This is a genomic window from Parabacteroides sp. B2-S-102 (assembly GCF_023656665.1).
Classification (GTDB): domain Bacteria; phylum Bacteroidota; class Bacteroidia; order Bacteroidales; family Tannerellaceae; genus Parabacteroides; species Parabacteroides distasonis.
Genome location: NZ_JAMOKM010000002.1, coordinates 402,824 through 422,593 on the forward strand (window position 1 = coordinate 402,824; position 19,770 = coordinate 422,593).

General features: G+C 45.8%; 15 protein-coding genes. 5 read left to right on the forward strand and 10 right to left on the reverse strand.

The window, feature by feature from the left end; translation table 11 throughout:
* Window positions 1–41: 41 nt before the first annotated feature.
* Window positions 42–2,072: a transketolase family protein gene (locus NBH07_RS04510; protein WP_009017147.1), complete on the forward strand. Its 2,031-nt coding sequence runs from the start codon at window positions 42–44 to the stop codon at window positions 2,070–2,072.
* Window positions 2,073–2,074: 2 nt separating this feature from the next.
* The gene (gene rpiB / locus NBH07_RS04515) at window positions 2,075–2,506 is read left to right on the forward strand and encodes a ribose 5-phosphate isomerase B (RefSeq protein WP_005858101.1); all 432 of its coding nucleotides are present in this window, start codon (window positions 2,075–2,077) and stop codon (window positions 2,504–2,506) included.
* A 142-nt stretch (window positions 2,507–2,648) separates the two neighbouring features.
* Here the strand turns inward: rpiB and NBH07_RS04520 are convergent, their stop codons facing one another.
* The 3 genes from NBH07_RS04520 to NBH07_RS04530 form a co-directional block, all read right to left on the reverse strand.
* Window positions 2,649–4,226 carry a hydroxymethylglutaryl-CoA lyase-like TIM-barrel protein gene (locus tag NBH07_RS04520; RefSeq protein ID WP_009017146.1) on the reverse strand — a complete coding sequence of 526 codons (1,578 nt, stop codon included), beginning with the start codon at window positions 4,224–4,226 and terminating at the stop codon, window positions 2,649–2,651.
* Between the two features lie 106 nt (window positions 4,227–4,332).
* On the reverse strand, window positions 4,333–5,253 hold the full coding sequence (locus NBH07_RS04525) for an endonuclease/exonuclease/phosphatase family protein (protein ID WP_156682399.1): 921 nt from the start codon (window positions 5,251–5,253) through the stop codon (window positions 4,333–4,335).
* Window positions 5,254–5,264: 11 nt separating this feature from the next.
* Complete coding sequence (locus tag NBH07_RS04530; protein WP_005858107.1) at window positions 5,265–6,200, reverse strand: alkaline phosphatase family protein; 936 nt, start codon at window positions 6,198–6,200, stop codon at window positions 5,265–5,267.
* A gap of 134 nt (window positions 6,201–6,334) precedes the next feature.
* Here NBH07_RS04530 and NBH07_RS04535 point away from each other — a divergent pair, with 134 nt between their 5' ends.
* A complete protein-coding gene (locus NBH07_RS04535; RefSeq protein WP_008779603.1) occupies window positions 6,335–7,426 on the forward strand; it encodes a glycoside hydrolase family 76 protein in 1,092 nt (363 codons plus the stop codon).
* On the opposite strand, the gene NBH07_RS04540 is transcribed toward NBH07_RS04535, so the two are convergent.
* From NBH07_RS04540 to NBH07_RS04565, 6 genes are all read right to left on the reverse strand, one after another.
* A complete protein-coding gene (locus tag NBH07_RS04540) occupies window positions 7,415–7,606 on the reverse strand; it encodes a hypothetical protein (protein WP_005858110.1) in 192 nt (63 codons plus the stop codon). The two genes, NBH07_RS04535 and NBH07_RS04540, sit on opposite strands and share 12 nt — an antisense overlap.
* 216 nt (window positions 7,607–7,822) lie before the next feature.
* Window positions 7,823–9,397 (reverse strand): sulfatase family protein, encoded by a 1,575-nt coding sequence (locus NBH07_RS04545; protein ID WP_009017144.1) that lies wholly within the window; start codon window positions 9,395–9,397, stop codon window positions 7,823–7,825.
* Window positions 9,394–10,824 carry a sulfatase family protein gene (locus NBH07_RS04550; protein ID WP_009274937.1) on the reverse strand — a complete coding sequence of 477 codons (1,431 nt, stop codon included), beginning with the start codon at window positions 10,822–10,824 and terminating at the stop codon, window positions 9,394–9,396. The genes NBH07_RS04545 and NBH07_RS04550 overlap by 4 nt, the downstream gene beginning before the upstream one ends.
* 84 nt (window positions 10,825–10,908) lie before the next feature.
* Window positions 10,909–12,414 (reverse strand): RagB/SusD family nutrient uptake outer membrane protein, encoded by a 1,506-nt coding sequence (locus NBH07_RS04555; protein ID WP_009017142.1) that lies wholly within the window; start codon window positions 12,412–12,414, stop codon window positions 10,909–10,911.
* Window positions 12,415–12,432: 18 nt separating this feature from the next.
* Complete coding sequence (locus NBH07_RS04560; protein WP_009017141.1) at window positions 12,433–15,807, reverse strand: TonB-dependent receptor; 3,375 nt, start codon at window positions 15,805–15,807, stop codon at window positions 12,433–12,435.
* 172 nt (window positions 15,808–15,979) lie between these two features.
* Entirely contained in the window at window positions 15,980–16,951 is a 972-nt protein-coding gene (locus NBH07_RS04565; protein WP_005858119.1) for a FecR family protein, read from the reverse strand.
* A 434-nt stretch (window positions 16,952–17,385) separates the two neighbouring features.
* Here NBH07_RS04565 and NBH07_RS04570 point away from each other — a divergent pair, with 434 nt between their 5' ends.
* Window positions 17,386–18,006 (forward strand): HU family DNA-binding protein, encoded by a 621-nt coding sequence (locus tag NBH07_RS04570; RefSeq protein WP_009017139.1) that lies wholly within the window; start codon window positions 17,386–17,388, stop codon window positions 18,004–18,006.
* A 55-nt stretch (window positions 18,007–18,061) separates the two neighbouring features.
* On the opposite strand, the gene NBH07_RS04575 is transcribed toward NBH07_RS04570, so the two are convergent.
* On the reverse strand, window positions 18,062–18,604 hold the full coding sequence (locus NBH07_RS04575) for an RNA polymerase sigma-70 factor (protein ID WP_009017138.1): 543 nt from the start codon (window positions 18,602–18,604) through the stop codon (window positions 18,062–18,064).
* A gap of 110 nt (window positions 18,605–18,714) precedes the next feature.
* On the opposite strand from NBH07_RS04575, the gene NBH07_RS04580 reads away from it, so the two are divergent.
* Window positions 18,715–19,728, forward strand: a complete 1,014-nt coding sequence (locus NBH07_RS04580; protein WP_009017137.1) for a FecR family protein — start codon at window positions 18,715–18,717, stop codon at window positions 19,726–19,728.
* Window positions 19,729–19,770 lie beyond the last annotated feature (42 nt).

Genomic DNA, 19,770 nt, shown 5'->3' on the forward strand with positions numbered 1-19,770 from the left:
TTGATTATCTTTGCGGTCAAATAAATAATTCATCTGATAAAATGAACGATATTCAAGTAATGAACAAAGCAGCTGATAACATCCGTATACTGGCTGCGTCAATGGTGGAGAAAGCGAACTCCGGGCACCCGGGTGGCGCTATGGGTGGTGCAGACTTTGTTAACGTACTGTTCTCAGAGTTCTTAATATACGATCCCAAGAATCCCAAATGGGAAGGACGCGATCGTTTCTTCCTTGACCCGGGGCATATGTCTCCGATGCTTTATTCCGTACTGGCTTTAAGCGGCAAATTCACATTGGATGAACTTCAACAGTTCCGCCAATGGGGAAGCGTTACTCCGGGACATCCTGAGGTAGACGTTATGCGTGGTATCGAAAACACGTCCGGCCCGCTGGGACAAGGACATACTTATGCGGTAGGTGCGGCTATCGCGGCTAAATTCTTGAAAGCACGTCTGGGTGAGGAAGTAATGAACCAGACTATTTACGCATATATTTCCGATGGAGGTATCCAAGAGGAAATCTCCCAAGGTGCCGGACGTATCGCCGGAACTTTAGGACTGGATAACTTGATCATGTTCTACGACGCTAACAACGTGCAGCTATCTACCAAGGTAGAAGACGTCGATGCGGAGAACGTAGCCATGAAATACGAGGCTTGGGGCTGGAAAGTCATTCAAATAAACGGTAACGACGTAAACGAGATCCGCAAGGCTTTAAAAGAGGCTAAGGCAGAGATCTCCAAACCGACTTTGATCATCGGTAACACCGTTATGGGGAAAGGTGCTGTCGGCGCTGATAACAGCTGTTACGAAAATAAGGTATCTACTCACGGACAACCTTTATCCGCGGCAGGAGCTTCCATAGCGGATACGATCAAGAACCTAGGTGGTGATCCGGAACATCCGTTCACGATCTTCCCTGAAGTAGCAGAATTATATGCCAAGCGTGCGAAAGAATTGGAAGTAATCGTCGCCGAACGTTACGCCGTGAAAGACGTATGGGCGAAAGCTCACCCGGACTTAGCGGCTAAGATGGAGCAATGGTTCTCCGGAAAGGCTCCTCAAATCGACTGGGCCGCAATCGAGCAGAAAGCGAACCAAGCGACCCGTGCCGCTTCCGCTACCGTATTAGGAGTGCTTGCTACCCATGTAGAAAACATGATCGTCGCTTCCGCCGACCTTTCCAATTCCGATAAGACAGACGGCTTCTTGAAAAAGACCCATGCTTTCGTGAAAGGCGACTTTAGCGGAGCTTTCTTCCAAGCGGGTGTAGCCGAGCTTTCTATGGCTTGTATCTGTATCGGTATGTCTTTACATGGTGGCGTGATCGCCGCTTGCGGTACATTCTTCGTATTCTCCGATTACATGAAGCCTGCGTTACGTATGGCCGCGTTGATGGAGCAGCCCGTTAAGTTCATCTGGACACACGACGCTTTCCGTGTTGGAGAAGACGGACCTACGCACGAGCCGGTAGAGCAAGAAGCTCAAGTTCGTTTATTAGAGAAATTGAAGAATCATAAGGGACACAACTCCATGTTGGTACTTCGTCCGGCAGACGTTGTGGAGACAACAGTCGCATGGAAACTAGCGATGGAGAACGTTTACACTCCTACCGCATTGATTCTTTCCCGTCAGAATATCACAGATCTTCCCGCTAAGGAAAACCGCTATCAAGAGGCTTTGCAGGCGGAAAAGGGTGCCTATATCGTCAATGAAGACGCTAACGCGGATGTAATTCTTTTGGCTTCCGGTTCCGAGGTATCGACTTTGGTCGAGGGCGCCGCCTTACTTCGTGCTGAAGGCATAAAGGTTCGTATCGTTTCCGTTCCTTCCGAAGGTCTATTCCGTTCACAAAGCAAAGAGTACCAAGAATCCATTCTTCCCGCAGGAAGCAGGATTTTCGGTTTAACCGCTGGTCTTCCGGTTAATCTGGAAGGTTTGGTAGGTCCTAACGGCAAGGTATGGGGACTTGAATCCTTCGGTTTCTCCGCCCCTTACAAAGTATTGGACGAGAAATTAGGTTTCACGGCTAAGAACGTTTATAACCAAGTAAAAGAATTATTAGCATAAAGATGGGTATAGTAGGTTTGTGTAGCGATCACGCTGGTTTTGAGTTAAAAGAATATATAAAGACAATCCTCGATAAAAGGGGATTGTCTTATAAAGATTTTGGAACTTATTCTTCTGACAGTTGCGATTATCCGGATTTCGCCCATCTGATGGGCAAGGCCGTAGAAGCTGGCGAAGTTTATCCGGGAATAGCTGTCTGCGGTACAGGGAATGGCATTAGTATGACCTTGAACAAACATCGGGGTGTCCGTGCCGCCTTATGCTGGCGAGAGGATATCGCGAAACTGGCACGTGAGCATAACGACGCGAACGTGTTATCAATGCCCGGTCGTTTTATCAGCAAGGAAGAGGCTAAGAAAATCGTTGAGATATTCTTGGATACACCTTTTGAGGGTGGTCGCCACCAACGTCGTATAGACAAGATCCCTTTGTAGAGTCCGCGAAAAAGTCACTTTATAAAATAAAGAAGGCTCTCCCATGGTTCGCTTACCATTCGGAGAGCCTTTTCGTATCACCGTTTAAACGGCAACGTACATATAATAGATGACGGATGCCAAATTTGAGGACTTTCTACTATTAAACAGTCGATCTCGCTTTTTGTTCTTTCCATTTAGTTAAAAATGTACGGGCTACCGTCGGGAACAACTCCAGCAACAGTATTTCTTTCTCATTCTCAGCCAATAGCACATCCAAATCCTCCAATACAGGATTCTCTTGCCTCACGTAATGGGAACCGTCGTAAGGCACCTCATTTTGTACGCCGGCGATTTTCAACCGAAACGCCGGATCTACCGGAATCGGCGTCTTGCCATACTCTCCTTTTACCAAGGCGATAAACTGGTTGGAAGGATTACTATACATCGGGCGACCTTTCAGCTCATCCAGCGCACAGGAAACCGCTTGCGCCCCGATAATCTGGCTCGTAGGCGTCACCAACGGAGGTAAGCCGGCATCCATCCGTACTTGCGGAATGAGCGACATCGCCTTCTCCAACAAGTCGATCTGCCCCAATTGCTTCAACTGGGCAACCATATTCGTGTACATACCTCCCGGGATCTGCGCTTTTTTCACCAACTCGTTCGGCTCGGGGAAATCAAAATACTCCTCGATCGCACGGCAATAAAGCAGCAAATCGTCCTCCTTATCTTTCCGGGCGGCCTCGATGGCATCGTTGAAGAAGCGGTCGATCTCGGCGGGGAAACTATCCTCTACGGGATTAAAGGGCCTCGGGAATTTCTTCGCGGTATCGAACGAGGAAAGTTCCTTGCGGATCGTCAATAACTCCTTGTTGATCTTAGCGATCGTGTCCATATCAAGATCCAGCTCGATACCCAATTTCTTGCAGAAGATATAGACCAGCTCCACGGCGGGAGCGGCCGGTCCTCCGGCGAAGTTCCAGATATTCGTATCAACGATGTCCACCCCATTGATAATGGCGGATACGACCGACGCCAATCCGTAACCGGGCGTACAATGCGTATGGAAATCCACCGGTACCTTCAGGCTCTTCTTGAACAATCGCACCAATTCCGCCGTACGAGCCGGAGGTATCAAACCACTCATATCCTTCAGGGTGATCATATCAGCGCCCAGCGACTCCAGTTGAAGGGCCTTGTTTAAGAAATACTCATTCGTAAAAACAGGCTTATGCAAGGGCCGTCCATGCAAGGCGGCTTTTATACGTTCTACCGGGGAATGGTGAGGATCTATCGTATAACAGATGGCACAGTCAGCCTTTCCCCCGAATTTCTTCACATAACGGATCGTGGATTTCACGTTATCCACGTCGTTCAAAGCATCGAAAATACGCATGATATCGATACCAGAACGAATCGAGTTCCGGCAAAAGCCTTCTATAATCTCGTCGGGATAAGGATTATAACCGAATAAATTACGCCCACGGGAAAGAGCGGATAGCTTGGAGGAATTTCCTATTTTCTCTTTGATGATCTCTAAACGATCCCACGGATTCTCACCTAAATAACGCATCACGGAATCGGGAACCGCCCCACCCCATACTTCCATGGCATAAAAGCCTGCGTCTTTGTAGTAAGGAAGTACACGGTCTATTTGCGCTTGAGACATTCTTGTAGCGAATGCCGATTGCTGACCATCGCGAAGAGTCAAATCACGAATCAATAATTTACGTATCATACCAAATTTGTTTAGATCGTTTTAGTCAATATTCTGATTATATAACAAGATCTAAACAAATTTGATAAAGATTACGGGGTTAATAATAACCAATTTTTCTAAAACCTCAGTCTTTTACTTCCACAACGATCATTACGGGAAAGTGGTCGGAAGGGGTATGGGCCTCATATTTACTCAATGACACCTCTTTCGGGAAATTACCGTTTTGCTCCTTCCGGGCGCTTTCTTTCGCCTCGGAGCGATAAGTATCCGTTAAGAATCCATACTTCTTCACCTCAAATTCTTTCGTAAGAAAAAGGTGGTCGATACGGCTATCGGTCTTGCGGTCCGGATGGAAACCGTTGAAGGTACCATTCGGGGCATAGCGGAAATCAGCGATCTCATAAGAGTCACGCATGATACCGGAACCATCTAACAACTGATAGGACTCACTTGTTTGGTCCACGTTGAAATCGCCGGTAAGGATAGCGGGAAGTTTCTTGGGGAACTCCTTGATCTTCTCCAAGATCAGCTTGGCGCTCTCGGCACGTGCCTGTACGCCTACATGGTCCATGTGAAGGTTGAAGAACAAGAAAGTGAAACCGGTTTGCTTATCCCGGAACTCACCCCACGTACAGATACGGGGAAGGACGGCATCCCAGCCCTTATTCGGACGGTCGGTGATCTCGGATAGCCAGAAATCGCCATGCTCCAAAACCTCGAACTTGTCCGTGCGGTAAAAGATAGCCGAATGCTCTCCCGCCCGCTTACCATCGTCACGTCCCACACCGATATAATCATATCCGGGCATGGCTTGCCTCAAGTCCTGCAATTGCGGATATTTGCCCTCTTGGGTACCAAAGATATCGAACCCGTGAAATTGTACGATCTGGGCGATGTAGGGATAGCGTTGTCCCCAACCGTTACCGTTCGTGGAATCGCCGCCGTTGGCGTTACGCAAATTATAGGTGGCAACCACCATTGTCTCCGCCTGTAAGGTTAATACGGCGCAAAAAAGAAAAATAAAAGAATAAATAACTTTCTTCATGATCTATGTTTTTAATTATCCTCGAAAGCTGATAATATCGGACGGGCGATCCACACCTGCGGCTGCGGTACGTCCAATAGGTAAGCCATCGTACCGGCGATATCATATACCATCGTGCTCTCCGGGATCTTGAAGCCTTTCTTTACGTTCTTTCCATAGAAAACGATCGGGGTTTGCATCTCGTTCATCGTCTTGCCACCGTGACCGGTCTCGATACCGCCGTGGTCGGCCGTCAGTATAACCACCGTATCATCCATGATACCCGCCTCACGAACGGCGTCCATCACTTGCGTCAAGCAACTGTCCAAATGATTCACCATGGCGAAATACTCCGGGGAACTCCATCCCTTGCCATGTCCGGTACCATCCGGCTGATCGTATATAATCGCGCAAAGGTTCGGCTTCTTCTCCTTGATATACTGAACGGCTACCGGGGTACATCCGTTCGGGTTCTCAGCCGACATCGGGGCATGCTTACGGAAGCTCATGGCCAAGGTATCCACCAGATAATTCATGCCTTCCCACTCATAGATATAGCCAATCTCAGCCTCGGGAGCCTTATCCCGGTACATGCCGAAGATATTCGGGAAACGGTTGTCGCTATTCACGACACGGGAAGGAAGCTCCGGCGTACGAGATCCCCACTCCGTATATCCGTGCAACTCCGGTCCTGCTCCCATAAACATGGAAGCCCAATTACAAGCACTCGACGAAGGCAGGATCGAACGATTCTCTAACGTGGAAGCACCTTCCGCCATCATCTTACGGAAAGTAGGCATATCCGCCCCATTATTCAAGCAATGGGCGCTCAAGCCGTCGAAACCAATCAAGATTACATGCTTTGGCAGATTCTTCTCTTTCAAAGGCACTTGCTGAGGTGCCGTATTACAGGCGCTCAGGCAGTATGCGATTACCGCACAACAAATAAATAAGATTTGCTTTTTCATCTTACCGTGTTTTTCTTTTATGATTAATATTGAAGTATCTTAGATTCCGTCAGACAAAGGTACAAAGTTTAAATAAAGTTCAAAAAGATCATTTATCTTTGTAGCTTAATCTAATCTTATTTTAATAAATACGTATGTACAAACATTTCCTGACAAGCGTATTGCTTGTATTTTTCATGCTATCCTGTAGCAAACTTTCCCCTTTTGAAGGAAAGATGCGAGAATGCGTACAAACCTCCCTAAGCTGGAGAAACGACACGACCGGTATCTGGGAAACAGCAGGCTGGTGGAACTCGGCGAACGTATTAACCGCCACCATTCGCTACGGTGCCGTAACCAAAGATCCGGCCATCCCTTCTGTCATAGAGGATGTATTCGAGAAAGCCCGTCATTACCAAGTAGGCGTAGACTCAACCGGTACTCCCCGTTATTGCGACAACTTCATCAACGATTATTACGATGACGAGGGTTGGTGGGCATTGGCATGGATCGAGGCCTCCAAACTGACCGGAGAGAAAAAGTACCTAGATATGGCCGAGATCATATTCGATGATATGACAACCGGCTGGAGCGACGCTTGCGGAGGCGGCATTTTCTGGAAGAAGAATCCACTGCATTACAAGAACTCGATTGCCAACAACTTATTCTCCCTTACGGCGATCCGTTTATATAAAGCGACCCAGAATCCGGCATACCTCGACTGGTTCAAGAAGAACGTAGATTGGTATATGCGAACCGGCATGATCAATACGAACATCTACCAAATCGAAGACGGTACCAAAGACGATTGTACCCCCAACCGAAATGCCCACTACACCTATAACCAAGGCGTAGCCATCGCTGTCTTAGCCGAGATGTATCTCCAAACCAACGATAAATCTTATTTGGAACTAGCGGAAAAGATCGCCGACGCTACCATCACCACACAATTGATAACTGACGAGGGTATTCTCCGTGAAATGAAGCCCGAGATCGATGATAGCAACGACGGTGTCCAATTTAAGGGTATCTTCATCCGTCATTTAGCCTTCCTGTATGAAGTGACAAAGAATCCGGCTTATAAAGATTTCATCTTGAAAAATGCGGAATCCATCATCACAAAAGATTATGATCCCACATCCAAAAGCTTCGGTTGTTATTGGTACGGCCCTTTCCACAAGGAAAACTCGGCAGCAAACGCTTGCGCTTTGGAATGCGTGATAGAGGCTTATGATTTAACGAAATAGGTATCCGGAAAGACGCAGCTTGTCGTTATTCACACAGCCAGCGGGCGATATTCCGCTCTGGCTCCCCCGGAGCTGGAACGGATGTAACATACGGCTCTGGCTCATTGACAAAAAAACGGGACGGCGGACATCTCCGCCGTCCCGCCCAAAAGAGACAGCCTTATCTCTGTTTGTATTCATGTCAAGGCTGGTTTTTTACTGATAACGGGGCCATATAAACCCTGTTTTTCATATCGTGCACAAACATAAGACTTCTTTTTCACAAAAGAACAAATTCCTTCTTCTTTCTAGAAATACATGCTTTATAACATACCGCACTCCCTCTCGGTTGCTAGCGTGGACTTCTATTACAAAGGATAGGCGACGCAGCACGCTACGTCTCCCTCCGTTTTCTTTTTACCAATAATAGGTATCCATAATCTCCTTCATTTTAGGGGTATTCGTGTCCTCATCCTTAACATCTTTCCGCAGCTTCAGCATCTCCTCCTTCATTTGCCGGATGATCTTGGCGTATTGGGGATCGTTATAAGCGTTGTGATTCTCACGAGGATCGGATTGAAGGTCGTAAAACTCCCATGCTGGTGTCGTGGTCTTATCCTCCGAACCAGTCATATTCAGACGGTCGCCATAGAAAAACATCAGTTTATACCGCTCATTACGGATACCCATATGGGCCGGACGGTTCGAATGTTGGGTCCAATAACGATAATACATCTCCTTACGCCAATCCTTTGGGGTATTTCCTTTCAGATTATCGCGAAAACTATGGCCCTGCGATTCATTCGGGGTCTTCACGCCTGCGTAATCCGCCAGCAAAGAGGCAAAATCCACGTTCAAGATCATATCCTTATTGCGGGTCCCCGCCGGGATCTCTTTCGGGTAACGGATCACGAAAGGCATACGTAGAGACTCCTCATACATCATACGCTTATCGAAGAAACCATGCTCTCCTAAGAAATAACCTTGGTCGGATACGTACACCACGATCGTATTATCGGCGATTCCCATATCGTCCAGCGCTTTCAATAACTTCCCGATATTATCGTCGATCGTAGCCCCGCAACGCAGATAGTCGCGCACCAATTTCTGGTAAGCGGCGCTACGGGCGGCAGATCGATGCATCCCCTTCGTCGTAAAAGGCAACTCCGGATACCGGCACCACCATTTATCAGGGTCTTGCGACGCCACGTCCCAACGACGGGCCAACTCCTCCAAAGGCTGTCCGGAGAAAGTACGTCCATTCGTCTCCGGCCCCCAATCAAATAAGTTCTCCGGTTCCGGGAAAACAACGCCGTCATACAAATGCCTCATCCGTTCTGGAAAATCCCAAGGTTCGTGTGTAGCCTTGAAATGACAACACATCATGAAAGGCCGGTCCTTATCGGCCTCTTTCATCCAACGGATCGCCTTATCTGTCACGATATCCGTGGAGAAACCTCGTACCCGCTCCCCGAAATTACGCTCACCCGGCCAAGGTTCCGTACAATTTATAAAAGTAGGGTCTCGGTACTCGCCTTGGTCATGGAACACGGAATAGAAGTCGAAACCTTGCGGTTGCGTTTTCAGATGCCATTTACCGACCAAAGCGGTCTGATAGCCTCCCGCCCGCATTTGCTTGGCGATATTATCCTGCTCCGGATCAAAAGAATCACTTAACGTGTAGACACCGTTCACGTGACTATAGGCTCCGGTCAAGATCGCCGCGCGACTCGGAGAAGAGATCGAGTTCGTACAAAAACAATTATCCAATACGCAACCCTCCGCAGCCAAGCGACGGATATTCTCGTTGCGGGCATATTCCCCCAACACGCCCCCGTAAATACCCCACGATTGGGAAGTATGATCATCCGATAGGATAAACAAGATATTGGGACGTTCCTCTTGCGCCGGTTTATTGGCGGCAAAGAGAGACTGCCCGTTTCCCGAAAGACAACAGGCAGTCATTCCGATACTAATGATCGATTGTTTCATAAGTCATGACGTTTTTTCCCTTGTACTAAACCCGGTTCCCTACGTTCCGTACCCTTCATACGAGTCAAGTCATCCCCTAACTCATGGCGTTTCTGGTCCGCGATCTTCATCAATTTAGCGGCTTCCTCCGGATATTGGGTAATCACGTTATAACGCTCTCCCGGATCACGGCGCAGGTCGTACATCTCCGGCTTCATGATCTCCAGATTCGTCAACTTACCCGGCTGGCCGTCGTTTCCCGGCTCATAAGCCCCATAAGTAACGTATTTATGGGGGAATACCAATTTGAACATTCCATCCGTAACAGCCTCCAAGTCATTCTTTCGATAGTAATAGACGAAAGACTCACGTGGGTTGGCGTCTTTTTTACCCTCGATCAACGGCAAGATACTTACTCCGTCAATCTTGCGAGGAGGAAGCGGAGCCTGCGTGATCTCGGCGAACGTAGGAAGAAGGTCGATATTAGAAGCTAACTTATTACAAGTCGTGCCCGGTAACGTCTTACCTTTCCAGTACATGATACAAGGAACCCGGTTACCACCATCAAAGGTCGTAGCCTTTGCCTCACGTAACCCACCGGCTGAACCGGCATGATTCCCGTAATTGGTCCAAGGGCCATTATCGGAAGTCAAGATCACCAACGTATTATCTTCCAAGCCCAGCTCACGCAATGCCTTGAATATCTCACCTACACTCCAGTCGATCTCCATCATCACGTCGCCATATAAACCCTGCTCGCTCTTTCCCTTGAATTTATCGGAAACGGCCAACGGTACATGGGGCATATTATGGGCCAGATACAAGAAGAAAGGCTTATTCTTATTCTTCTTGATGAAATTAACAGAACGGGTGGTATAATCCGTAGTCAACCGTGTTTGGTCCGTATTATAACCGATAATCTCATTTCCGTCATAAGTCGGCAAATCTGGGAAATTAAAGACCTCACCTTGTTGCGGGTGGAATGGCCACATATCGTTAGAATACGGCAACCCATAATACTCATCGAAGCCATTTTGCAAGGGGAGGAACTCCTTTTGGCTACCTAAATGCCATTTACCGAAGATAGCGGTACTATATCCTTTCTGTTTCAATACCTCTGCGATCGTCATCTCCTCTGGATGGACACCGTAGTTCGAATCTGGCCCCGGAGCGCCGGAAAAACCGATACGATTCGGATAGCAGCCGGTCAACAAGCCGGCACGAGAGGCTCCACTGATCGGTTGTCCTACCAAAAAGTGCGTAAAACGAACGCCTTCCGCCGCCATCTTATCGATATTCGGAGTGGTATATCCGTAAGCTCCATTAAAAGAAAAATCTCCGTAACCCACATCATCCAAATTGATTAGGACGATATTCGTGTAATCAGCGGCTATGCCTGCCATTGAAAAAGCTGAGGCGGCCGTCAGTAACATTAGTTTATTCTTCATGATATTATTTATTGAAATATTGGCTTTGAAGTGCCATCCTGTGTTTGGCACTTCAAAGATAACAGTTTTTAATTTACCCAAGAATTAATCCCAGTTCGGATTTTGCTCCAAATTAGGGTTCAAGACTGTTTGGTTATAAGGGATCGGCCATAAATAATCTCGTTTCGGATTAAAAGAACGTTTCACGACTTCTATTCCCTCATAATTATGCATCATACCATTATTTTCTTTCTCGGCGGTTTTCCAGCGCAAGATATCCGAATAGTAGAGTCCTTCAAAGGTCAACTCGATACGGCGTTCACGGCGGATTACCTCACGCATCTGATCTTTCGTCAAACCTTTTGGTACTTCCGGCATATTGATATCCGGGCGCCTACGCAATTGGTTGATGGCATCATAAACTGACTGATCAGGACCACTCGCCTCATTCTGCGCCTCGGCATACGTCAACAGAACTTCCGCATAACGAATTAAAATGAAATTGAAAGCCGAACGTTCTACTAAAGGAATCGTTACATCATCCTCATAAGAAGTGTATTTCTTCACACCGAAACCCGTAGTCGCCACATCTTCTTTTGTGATCGTCTTTCCTAAATACGGATAACCGATGCAAACGATCGATTTCAATAAACGGGGATCTCTGTTCTCATACGGACGAGCCGGATCATAAAGCGGTGACTCTTCTATCGTCTTCCCGTCAATACAGAGATATGTATCAACCAGTTCCTTCAAGGGAGCCGGACGATTCAAGCGCCAGATATTCTGATCATAATCCGTTGGATACTCCGGCAATTTCGCTTCTATATCAAAGATTACCTCACAATTATATTTATTATCTTCGCTAAAGAAATGACGATAATCATTGAATAATTGATAAACGCCAGACTCTATTACCTGCTTAGCAGCTTGGGCCGCCTCCGCCCAACGAGAATTATATAATAAAGTACGGGCTTTTAACGCTAACGCAGCACCTTTTGTCGCACGTCCCAAGTCTGAGCTAGCATAGGTGTCCGGTAGCACGGCAGCGGCCTCCTCCAAATCCTTGACAATCTGATTCACTACCTCTTCCTTGGAATTGCGAGGTAATTCGGCTTGCTCATCCGCATTGGGAGCATCTATAATCAGCGGTACACCTCCGAATTTATCGACCAGACTTAAATAATAGAAAGCTCGTAAGAACTTGGCTTCACCCACCATCTTCGCCTTCTCCGACTCATCCATATCGACACCTCCGACATTAGCGATGAAAGTATTCGTACGGCCAATACCAACATAACAGTTCTTCCATAAACTTCCGATTAGAGCCGTAGTAGACAAATGTTCACCCTTTCCAATCGCTTGCGTACCATTCGCCTCGTTATAAGGCATCGCATTCGCTGTCAACATATCGAATTCCATCGTATGCAATGAACGCCAAGGTTTCAATGCGTTGTAACATCCCATTATACCGGCACTCGCATGCTCTTTTGTCTTCCAGAATGTTTCCGTGGAATATTGATCGGAAGGATCTACATCCAACCAGCTATCGCAAGCGGTTAAACTCATACAAGCGACAGCGACACATATCATCTTATATATTTTACATCTCATATTATTATTCCTTATTATTTAAAATGTGACATTAACACCTGCCGTATAAGTCCGTACAGACGGATAGGCATACCAGTTGCTTCCCTTCAAGTTCTTCTCCGGATCAAAATCCTTCATCGGAGAGAACGTGAATAAGTTTTGCGCATTGACAAAGACCTTCAATCTCTTAACAACACCGCTTTTCAAGAAAGAGACCGGTACGTTATAAGAAAGTTGCAAGTTCTTCAAACGTAAATAAGAGGCGTTTCTCAACCAGAAATCATTTGTACGGAAATTCTCGTTCAAGCATCCTTCATATGTAGTCAAGATAGGCAATGTAGCGCTGGTTCCCCGCTCGGGAGTCCAAGCATCCGTCAACCATTGTTCCGGCAAACCACAACCAAACCATAAAGGAGTAGCACCAATGCGGTCTCCATATGTATAGACATCAGTTACACCTTGGAAGAAAGCGCCCAGATCCCAATCCTTATATCCTAAGTTGATATTGAATCCATAAGTTATCTTTGGAATCACACCACCACGTATCTGGCGGTCATCTTCGGTAATTTTCCCATCTCCATTCGTATCCTCAAACTTCAGATATCCCGGTTTAGTAGCCGCGGTTTGATACGGACTATTCTTGATTTCCTCCTCAGATTGGAAAATACCGATAGCATGAAGCATATAATAAGAATCGATAGGCTTTCCTTCTTCCAAGATAAACATTCCATCAATGATTGTTTGCCCCTTCAAGCTAACGATCTTATTTTTGATAAAGGTCATATTTCCATTTACCTCGTAACGGAAGTTCCCGATATTGTTCCGATACCCCATATTCAACTCGAAACCTTTATTGCTCACCTCGCCGATATTACGGATCGGCCCATCCAGACCACCTACTTGATCCGGCAAAGTAACCTTACGCAAGATGTCGGAAGTACGTTTATCAAAGAACTCGAAAGAGAAATCCAAGTTTCCGTTTAATAAGCTAGCGTCAATACCGACATTCGTCATGGTCGTTGTCTCCCATGTAATGTTCGGATCGTTATAAGCGGTAATAGCCGCTCCGGATTGCATCGCTCCATTCAACGGGTAGTTATAATCCGTGATTGAACCATCATTTTTTATCACCTTCAAGTTCATTAGGTCCACGTAGCGGAACAAATCGATACGCTCGTTACCCAATTGTCCCCAAGAAGCTCTCAATTTCAGATTGTAGATCCAAGGAATATCTTTCATAAATTCTTCCTCGCTCAAACGCCATCCGGCAGAGAATGAAGGGAAAATACCCCAACGATTTCCTTTGGCAAAACGGGACGAACCATCATAACGAAAGTTACCCTCAAATAAATAACGGTCTTTATAACCATAATTCACCCTACCAAAATAAGACATCAAGACTGATCTCGAGGAAGTGCCCGCTACACTCGGATTACTAGAACCTGCGTTTAATTCGTGCAACTCGTTCCCTAAGAAACCTTCTACCTTAGCGGAAAACTCAGTCTTATCATCGCTCTCAAAACTATAGCCAGCCAATACTTTTACGTCATGGGCATCATTGAACTTCTTGCCCCAAGATAAAGTATTGAATACTGTAACTGCCAAGTCATTCTTATCACCTTTATAGGCATGGCGTGTATTCTGACCGTCATAAACCACTCGTTTCTCCTCATTGGTCTTCAACTGATATTCGTATACATCAGGCGCAAAACGAGATTGCAGATAATCATATTTGTTTAAACCGACATTCAGGTTATAAACGATATCAAACGGAAGCTTATATTCCGCAGACAAATTCGCCAACATACGCAAGGACTTATGCTTGTTCTCGCCCTCATCGGCCAACGCCAACGGATGGCGATAGATATTATGCCCAGGAGTACGGATAAAGGTATCCGCATAGCGACCATCGGCCGTATAAGTCGGGTGGAAAGCCTGCGCTTTATAAGTCATCTCCACTAAGTTTGCCACACCCGCTACCGGCTCATTATAGATCTGATAATGCGCATTGATATTAGCGCCGATCTTCAAACGGCTATTTACCTGAGCAGTCGTATTCACAGCTAAGGTATATTTATTGGAATCCGTTCCACGCAATACTCCATTTTGATCACCATAGCCTAAAGATACGGAATACGTATATTTATCATCACCTCCGGAGAAACGTATGTTATGCTCCATAATAAAGGCATTATTATACATAATATCCAACCAATTATTCTGCGGATACATAATCGGGTCTGTTAACATACCTTGTTTGTACTCCTCGATTAACGCATCAGAATAATCCACCGTTAGTTTACCTTCGTTCCGTTGCGCTTGGTTTCTCATTTCCATAAACACGACCGGATCATATATGAAGTTAGGCAGATAGGTAGCCTGCTGCACGCCGAAATAGTTATTATAATCGACGGTAAACTTACCTTTCTTTCCCCCCTTTGTCTTTACCAAGACAACGCCATTCGCCGCACGAGAACCGTAGATAGCGGAAGAAGCCGCATCTTTCAATACGGAAATACTCTCAATATCATTCGGATTTACCGCTTCCAACGGGAACTCGATACCATCCACCAAAATCAACGGGTTATTATCGTTCAAGGTTCCCTGACCACGAATACGAATCGTCGCCCCGTCCGCTCCCGGCTGAGCACCCGCTTGATTTACGTAAACACCTTGCGTACCTTGCAACGCTTGGGTCGAGTTGGTGATCGGACGATTCTCCAACGTCTCCGCATCCAAAGAGGAGATCGCTCCCGTTAAATTCACTTTCTTCTGCGTTCCGTAACCTACGACCACAACCTCATCCAACTTCTGGGTATCCTCGGACAGGCTAACCATTACTTTCGAAGAATTACCGACCTCGACCGTACGATCCGTATAACCAATATAAGAAACTACCAAAATCGCATTGTCCGGTACTTCCAGACTGAAGTTTCCATCGATATCCGTAATCGTTCCGTTCGTAGTGCCTTTAACGACAACATTCGCCCCGATAATGGGTTCTCCCAACGCATCTTTTACTTGCCCGGTAATCTTTCGTGGCGAAGACTGGAATAAGGCATTCGGATGTGAGACACTTGAAACACTCTTTGACTTAATTATAATCTGCCGGTCTACAATCTCATATTGGTATCCCGTATTTTTCAAGGCTTGCTCTAAGACCTCCTCTAACGAAGCATTATTTGCTTTTACACTCGTTTTCCTATTTACATTTACTTGATTATCATTCAAGAAGAACGTGTACTCACTATTTTTCTCTATTTCTTTTAGCACTTCCGATATACTGCAATCCTGTTTATTCATGGAAAGCTTATAATTCTGTCCATAGGTAGAAGCGGATACAGTGCATGCGAAAGCCAAGGATAACAACGCACTTATCTTCATGACTCGGTTTACTTTTCTGATTTTTTTCATAACTTTGTAATGTTTCTGATGAATAAATTAGCAGGTGTGTCGGCCTCTCAACTCCTAACGCCTGCCGTCAAGAACATTTGATCAGGAGGAGAAACCTAGTTTTTCCTCCTGTTTTTTTATTAGACTCAAGAACTGTTAACAAGCATATCTCTTAGAATTTAACGTTAGACACTCATTTATCTCCCTTTATATATAGTTCATATTCATTGTCTTTCTCTCTGTATTTAATGGGCGACGTATTGCTCAGCATAAACAGGATTCGCTCCAAGGACTCATCCCGTACCTTAAACGTAAACCGATATTTCTCCGCTATCTCCTTCGGGCACTTTATCTTCCGCCCGAACCAAGGCTCCAGACGGGTAAGGATCATGCTCAAGCGTTCGTTCTCAAAACTGAGGACACCGTTACGCCAACCCGAATACTCCTCGGCATTAACCGTCTTAACTCTAACGGTATTCGCTTGTTTGTCGAAAACCAACATCTCGTTCGGGTTCAATATCACCTCACGCCTGTTCTTCACATTGGGACCTCCCAAGCCAATCTTCACCTTACCGTTTAACAGGATCGTCTCCAACTTGCTCTCGGAATCATAATTGAAAACCTCGAAGGCCGTGCCCAAGGCCGTTACATCCATGTTCTTGGTATGCACGGTAAATGGTCTTTCCCGATCTTTCGCCACGTCGAAGAAGGCTTGCCCTTTTAATTCCACATCACGGGTCTTGCCATCGAAACTCTTTGGGTAGATCAATTGGCTATTCGGCCCCATTCTCACGGTCGTGCCGTCCGATAAGGAAACCGACTCTATGCAACGGACACCGGAGGCCATTACATATATATATTGATCTTCTTTCGTATGAGACCAATAAACTACGCTTCCTACACCTAAAAGTAGCAATATGGAGGCGGCTATCGCCGTAATCTTATAGACCCAGAGTTTACGGACACCGTTTGTCGCCATTGTCCGGGCTATGATTCGTTCCCACATGCGATTCCCCACCACGGGATTCACGCGATCCGCAGCCTCGTCCCATTGGGAACGCATACGCTCTTCCACTTTGGGGTCACACAGCAAACGTTGCCGATCTTTCTCATCCAGAGCATCTCGCATCAACTTCTTCAATATCGTTCTCGTATCTTCGCTCATGTTTATTATTCTTGTTCTATTTATAAATACACGCCACGACTCCCTCCCCCCTATTGGAAGATAAAAAAATTCGCTTAGGTTAATCAAATTCAGATAAGATACCCAAATACGATTGAAAAATAATCATGCCTAAAGCCTCAAGTACAATTAAATGTCCATTACTTATAGGTACTCTTTAAAATTATCTTTACGAAATTGTATTTTATCAGTATCTTCCTTGCTTTCCATCCTTATATTTCCGTCCTTTGTATTCAATGAAATTGGTTGCCGACGGTGTCGGCAGTATTTCCGACGCCGTCAGCAATATTTCCGACAGCGTCAGCAGCATTGCCGAGGGCGTCGGCAACCGATTTCATCAAATAGAAACGCCAAAGAGATAAACGTTAAATCTCCGAGGCATCCTATACATTATCCATTTAAATAACGAGAAAATCATGGGAAAACCAAGAAGGGGCATCCAAGTCAGTATTTATAATACACCGGGCAATGAACAACGCAGGCCAACATCCTGCGCACGAGTCATCACCAGAGATACCAAACGCATGAACGATATATGTGAGTATATTTCCGAATGCTCATCCGTCACCTCCGCCGACATAAAAGGTGTATTGGAGGCGCTTACTTCCTATATCGGCAGGGAATTATCCTATGGGTACAGCGTGGAACTGGAAGGATTGGGACATTTCTCGCCATCGGTAAAAAGCAAAGAAGTAACGGACCAGAAAGGAAATACTAAATCAAGCGCTAGCATACACGGCGTTAACTTCCGCTGCTCTCCCCGACTGAAGGAGATGGTAAAAAAGAACGCCCCCATCTTGGTTAAACGGGAAAATCTGCCCAAAACGGGAATCGAGGGAAGGAAGACTAAGATGTTATCTTATCTAGAAAGAAACTCATATATAAATCTCACCGATTACGCCGGCTTGAACAATTGTACCCGCTACCGTGCGAGCGAGGATATCAAGCAATTTATCAAGGATAACGTAATAGCCAGCGTAGGATATCGAACACACCGGATTTATGTGCTGCCTGAAAAAGAAGACGAGCAAAACTAAAACTTAAGACGCAGTGGCACTTCCGGACTCTACAAATACGTGACCTAGGAAAGCGCTAGATAAACCAGATAAGTAACATGATATTTTTCTTCAAGAACTTCAAGGCTTCGCTGATTTGGTTCTCAACGGTCTTCTCGGAAATATTGAGTTGGAAGGCTATCTCTTTATAGCTTTTATGCTCCTTCCGGCTTAGATTAAAGATAACCCGGCGTCTTTCCGGCAATTCCTCTATCAAATGATCGATATACTCCCCCAGGTTATAGGCGGTGATCTCTTCCTCTAGGTCGTAGGAGGTCTCCATAACGGACAAGACCGTCATTTTATAAAAGTCCTCGTTCACGTTCTTCCGGTGATGATTAAAGATCAAGTTACGGGTGATGATAAACAGAAGACCCTTGAAGTTATCATCCTCCCGGATGAATTCCCTCGACTCCCAGACCTTGATAAACACCTCTTGTACCACATCCTCGGCTACATCCCGATTATTCAAATAAAGCCCGCAGAAATGATAAACCTTTTCCCAATATTGTTTATACAACATCGAAAAAGCCTCCCTATCTCCTTCTTTCAACGACTTTATAATTTGTCTCTCTTTCATTTAGCATCACATATCGTTTCGCGAAGATAATAAAATCATATACTAATAAAAGTTAATGACATCCCAGTTCTCCCGGACTTCTTTGTACTATTAATATAGCACGAGAAATAATGGAAGAAGAAAACAAACATATAAGCGATTTATTAATCCGATACGTAAATGGACTCTATACACGGAACGATATAGAGACCTTGCGGAAGCTAGCCGCATCCATAACGAAGCGAGCAGAATTAGAAAGCGAAATGGACCGGGTCTGGAACGAGGCGCAAGACTTACCTCAATCCGATTCCCATAATCATCTGCTTTATAAGAAGGAGGCGCAAGACCTGTTGGATAAGACACGTAAAAGAGAAAGAAGAATCTCCCTATCCACTTTCATCAAGTACGCGGCGAGCATAGCGATTATCGTTTCCATCGGATTCGGAGCGAAACTATACCTAAATCATTCAGCAAAGCAGCATACATCTGCCAGCGACCATCTCCTAACGGAAATAAGCGTCAATCATGGCGAACATAAGCAAGTCACCCTTCCCGATGGCACGGTCGTTCATCTAAACGCCGGTACCGTCATGCGATACCCAACGGAATTTACCTCTGACATCCGTTTGGTAGAAATGGAAGGAGAAGCTTTTTTCAATGTCATGAGAGACGAGGGCAAGCCCTTCATCGTCCGTACCCGGCAAGCCGACGTAAAAGTACTCGGAACCTCTTTCAACGTAAAAGCCTATCAAGAGGATGAGTTGATGGCCGTCAGCGTTCGGACCGGAAAAGTTGAGGTGGATATGCCCGAAAGCGTAATGCGCCTATTACCGAACGAGCAGATAATCGTGAATAACACAAATGGAGAGATTCTTAAAAAGAACGAGGACGCCCAAAAAGTAACGGCTTGGCTGCAAGGCGGCCTTTATTTCAACCGGACACCTATCAGTAGCGTTATACACGATTTGGAGCGAATGTATAATCAAGAGATCGTACTCGATCCGAATGTCGTATTCGACGATTACATCTATGGCGAGCACGACAATAAAAGTCTGGAAGCCGTACTGAACGCAATTCAATATTCAACCGGCATCCGATACCGGAAAGAAGAAAGTCGGATCGTGTTATATAAAACGAGTCATTAACCTTAAAATCGATTTGCCCATGAAAGATACGACATAAGCTTA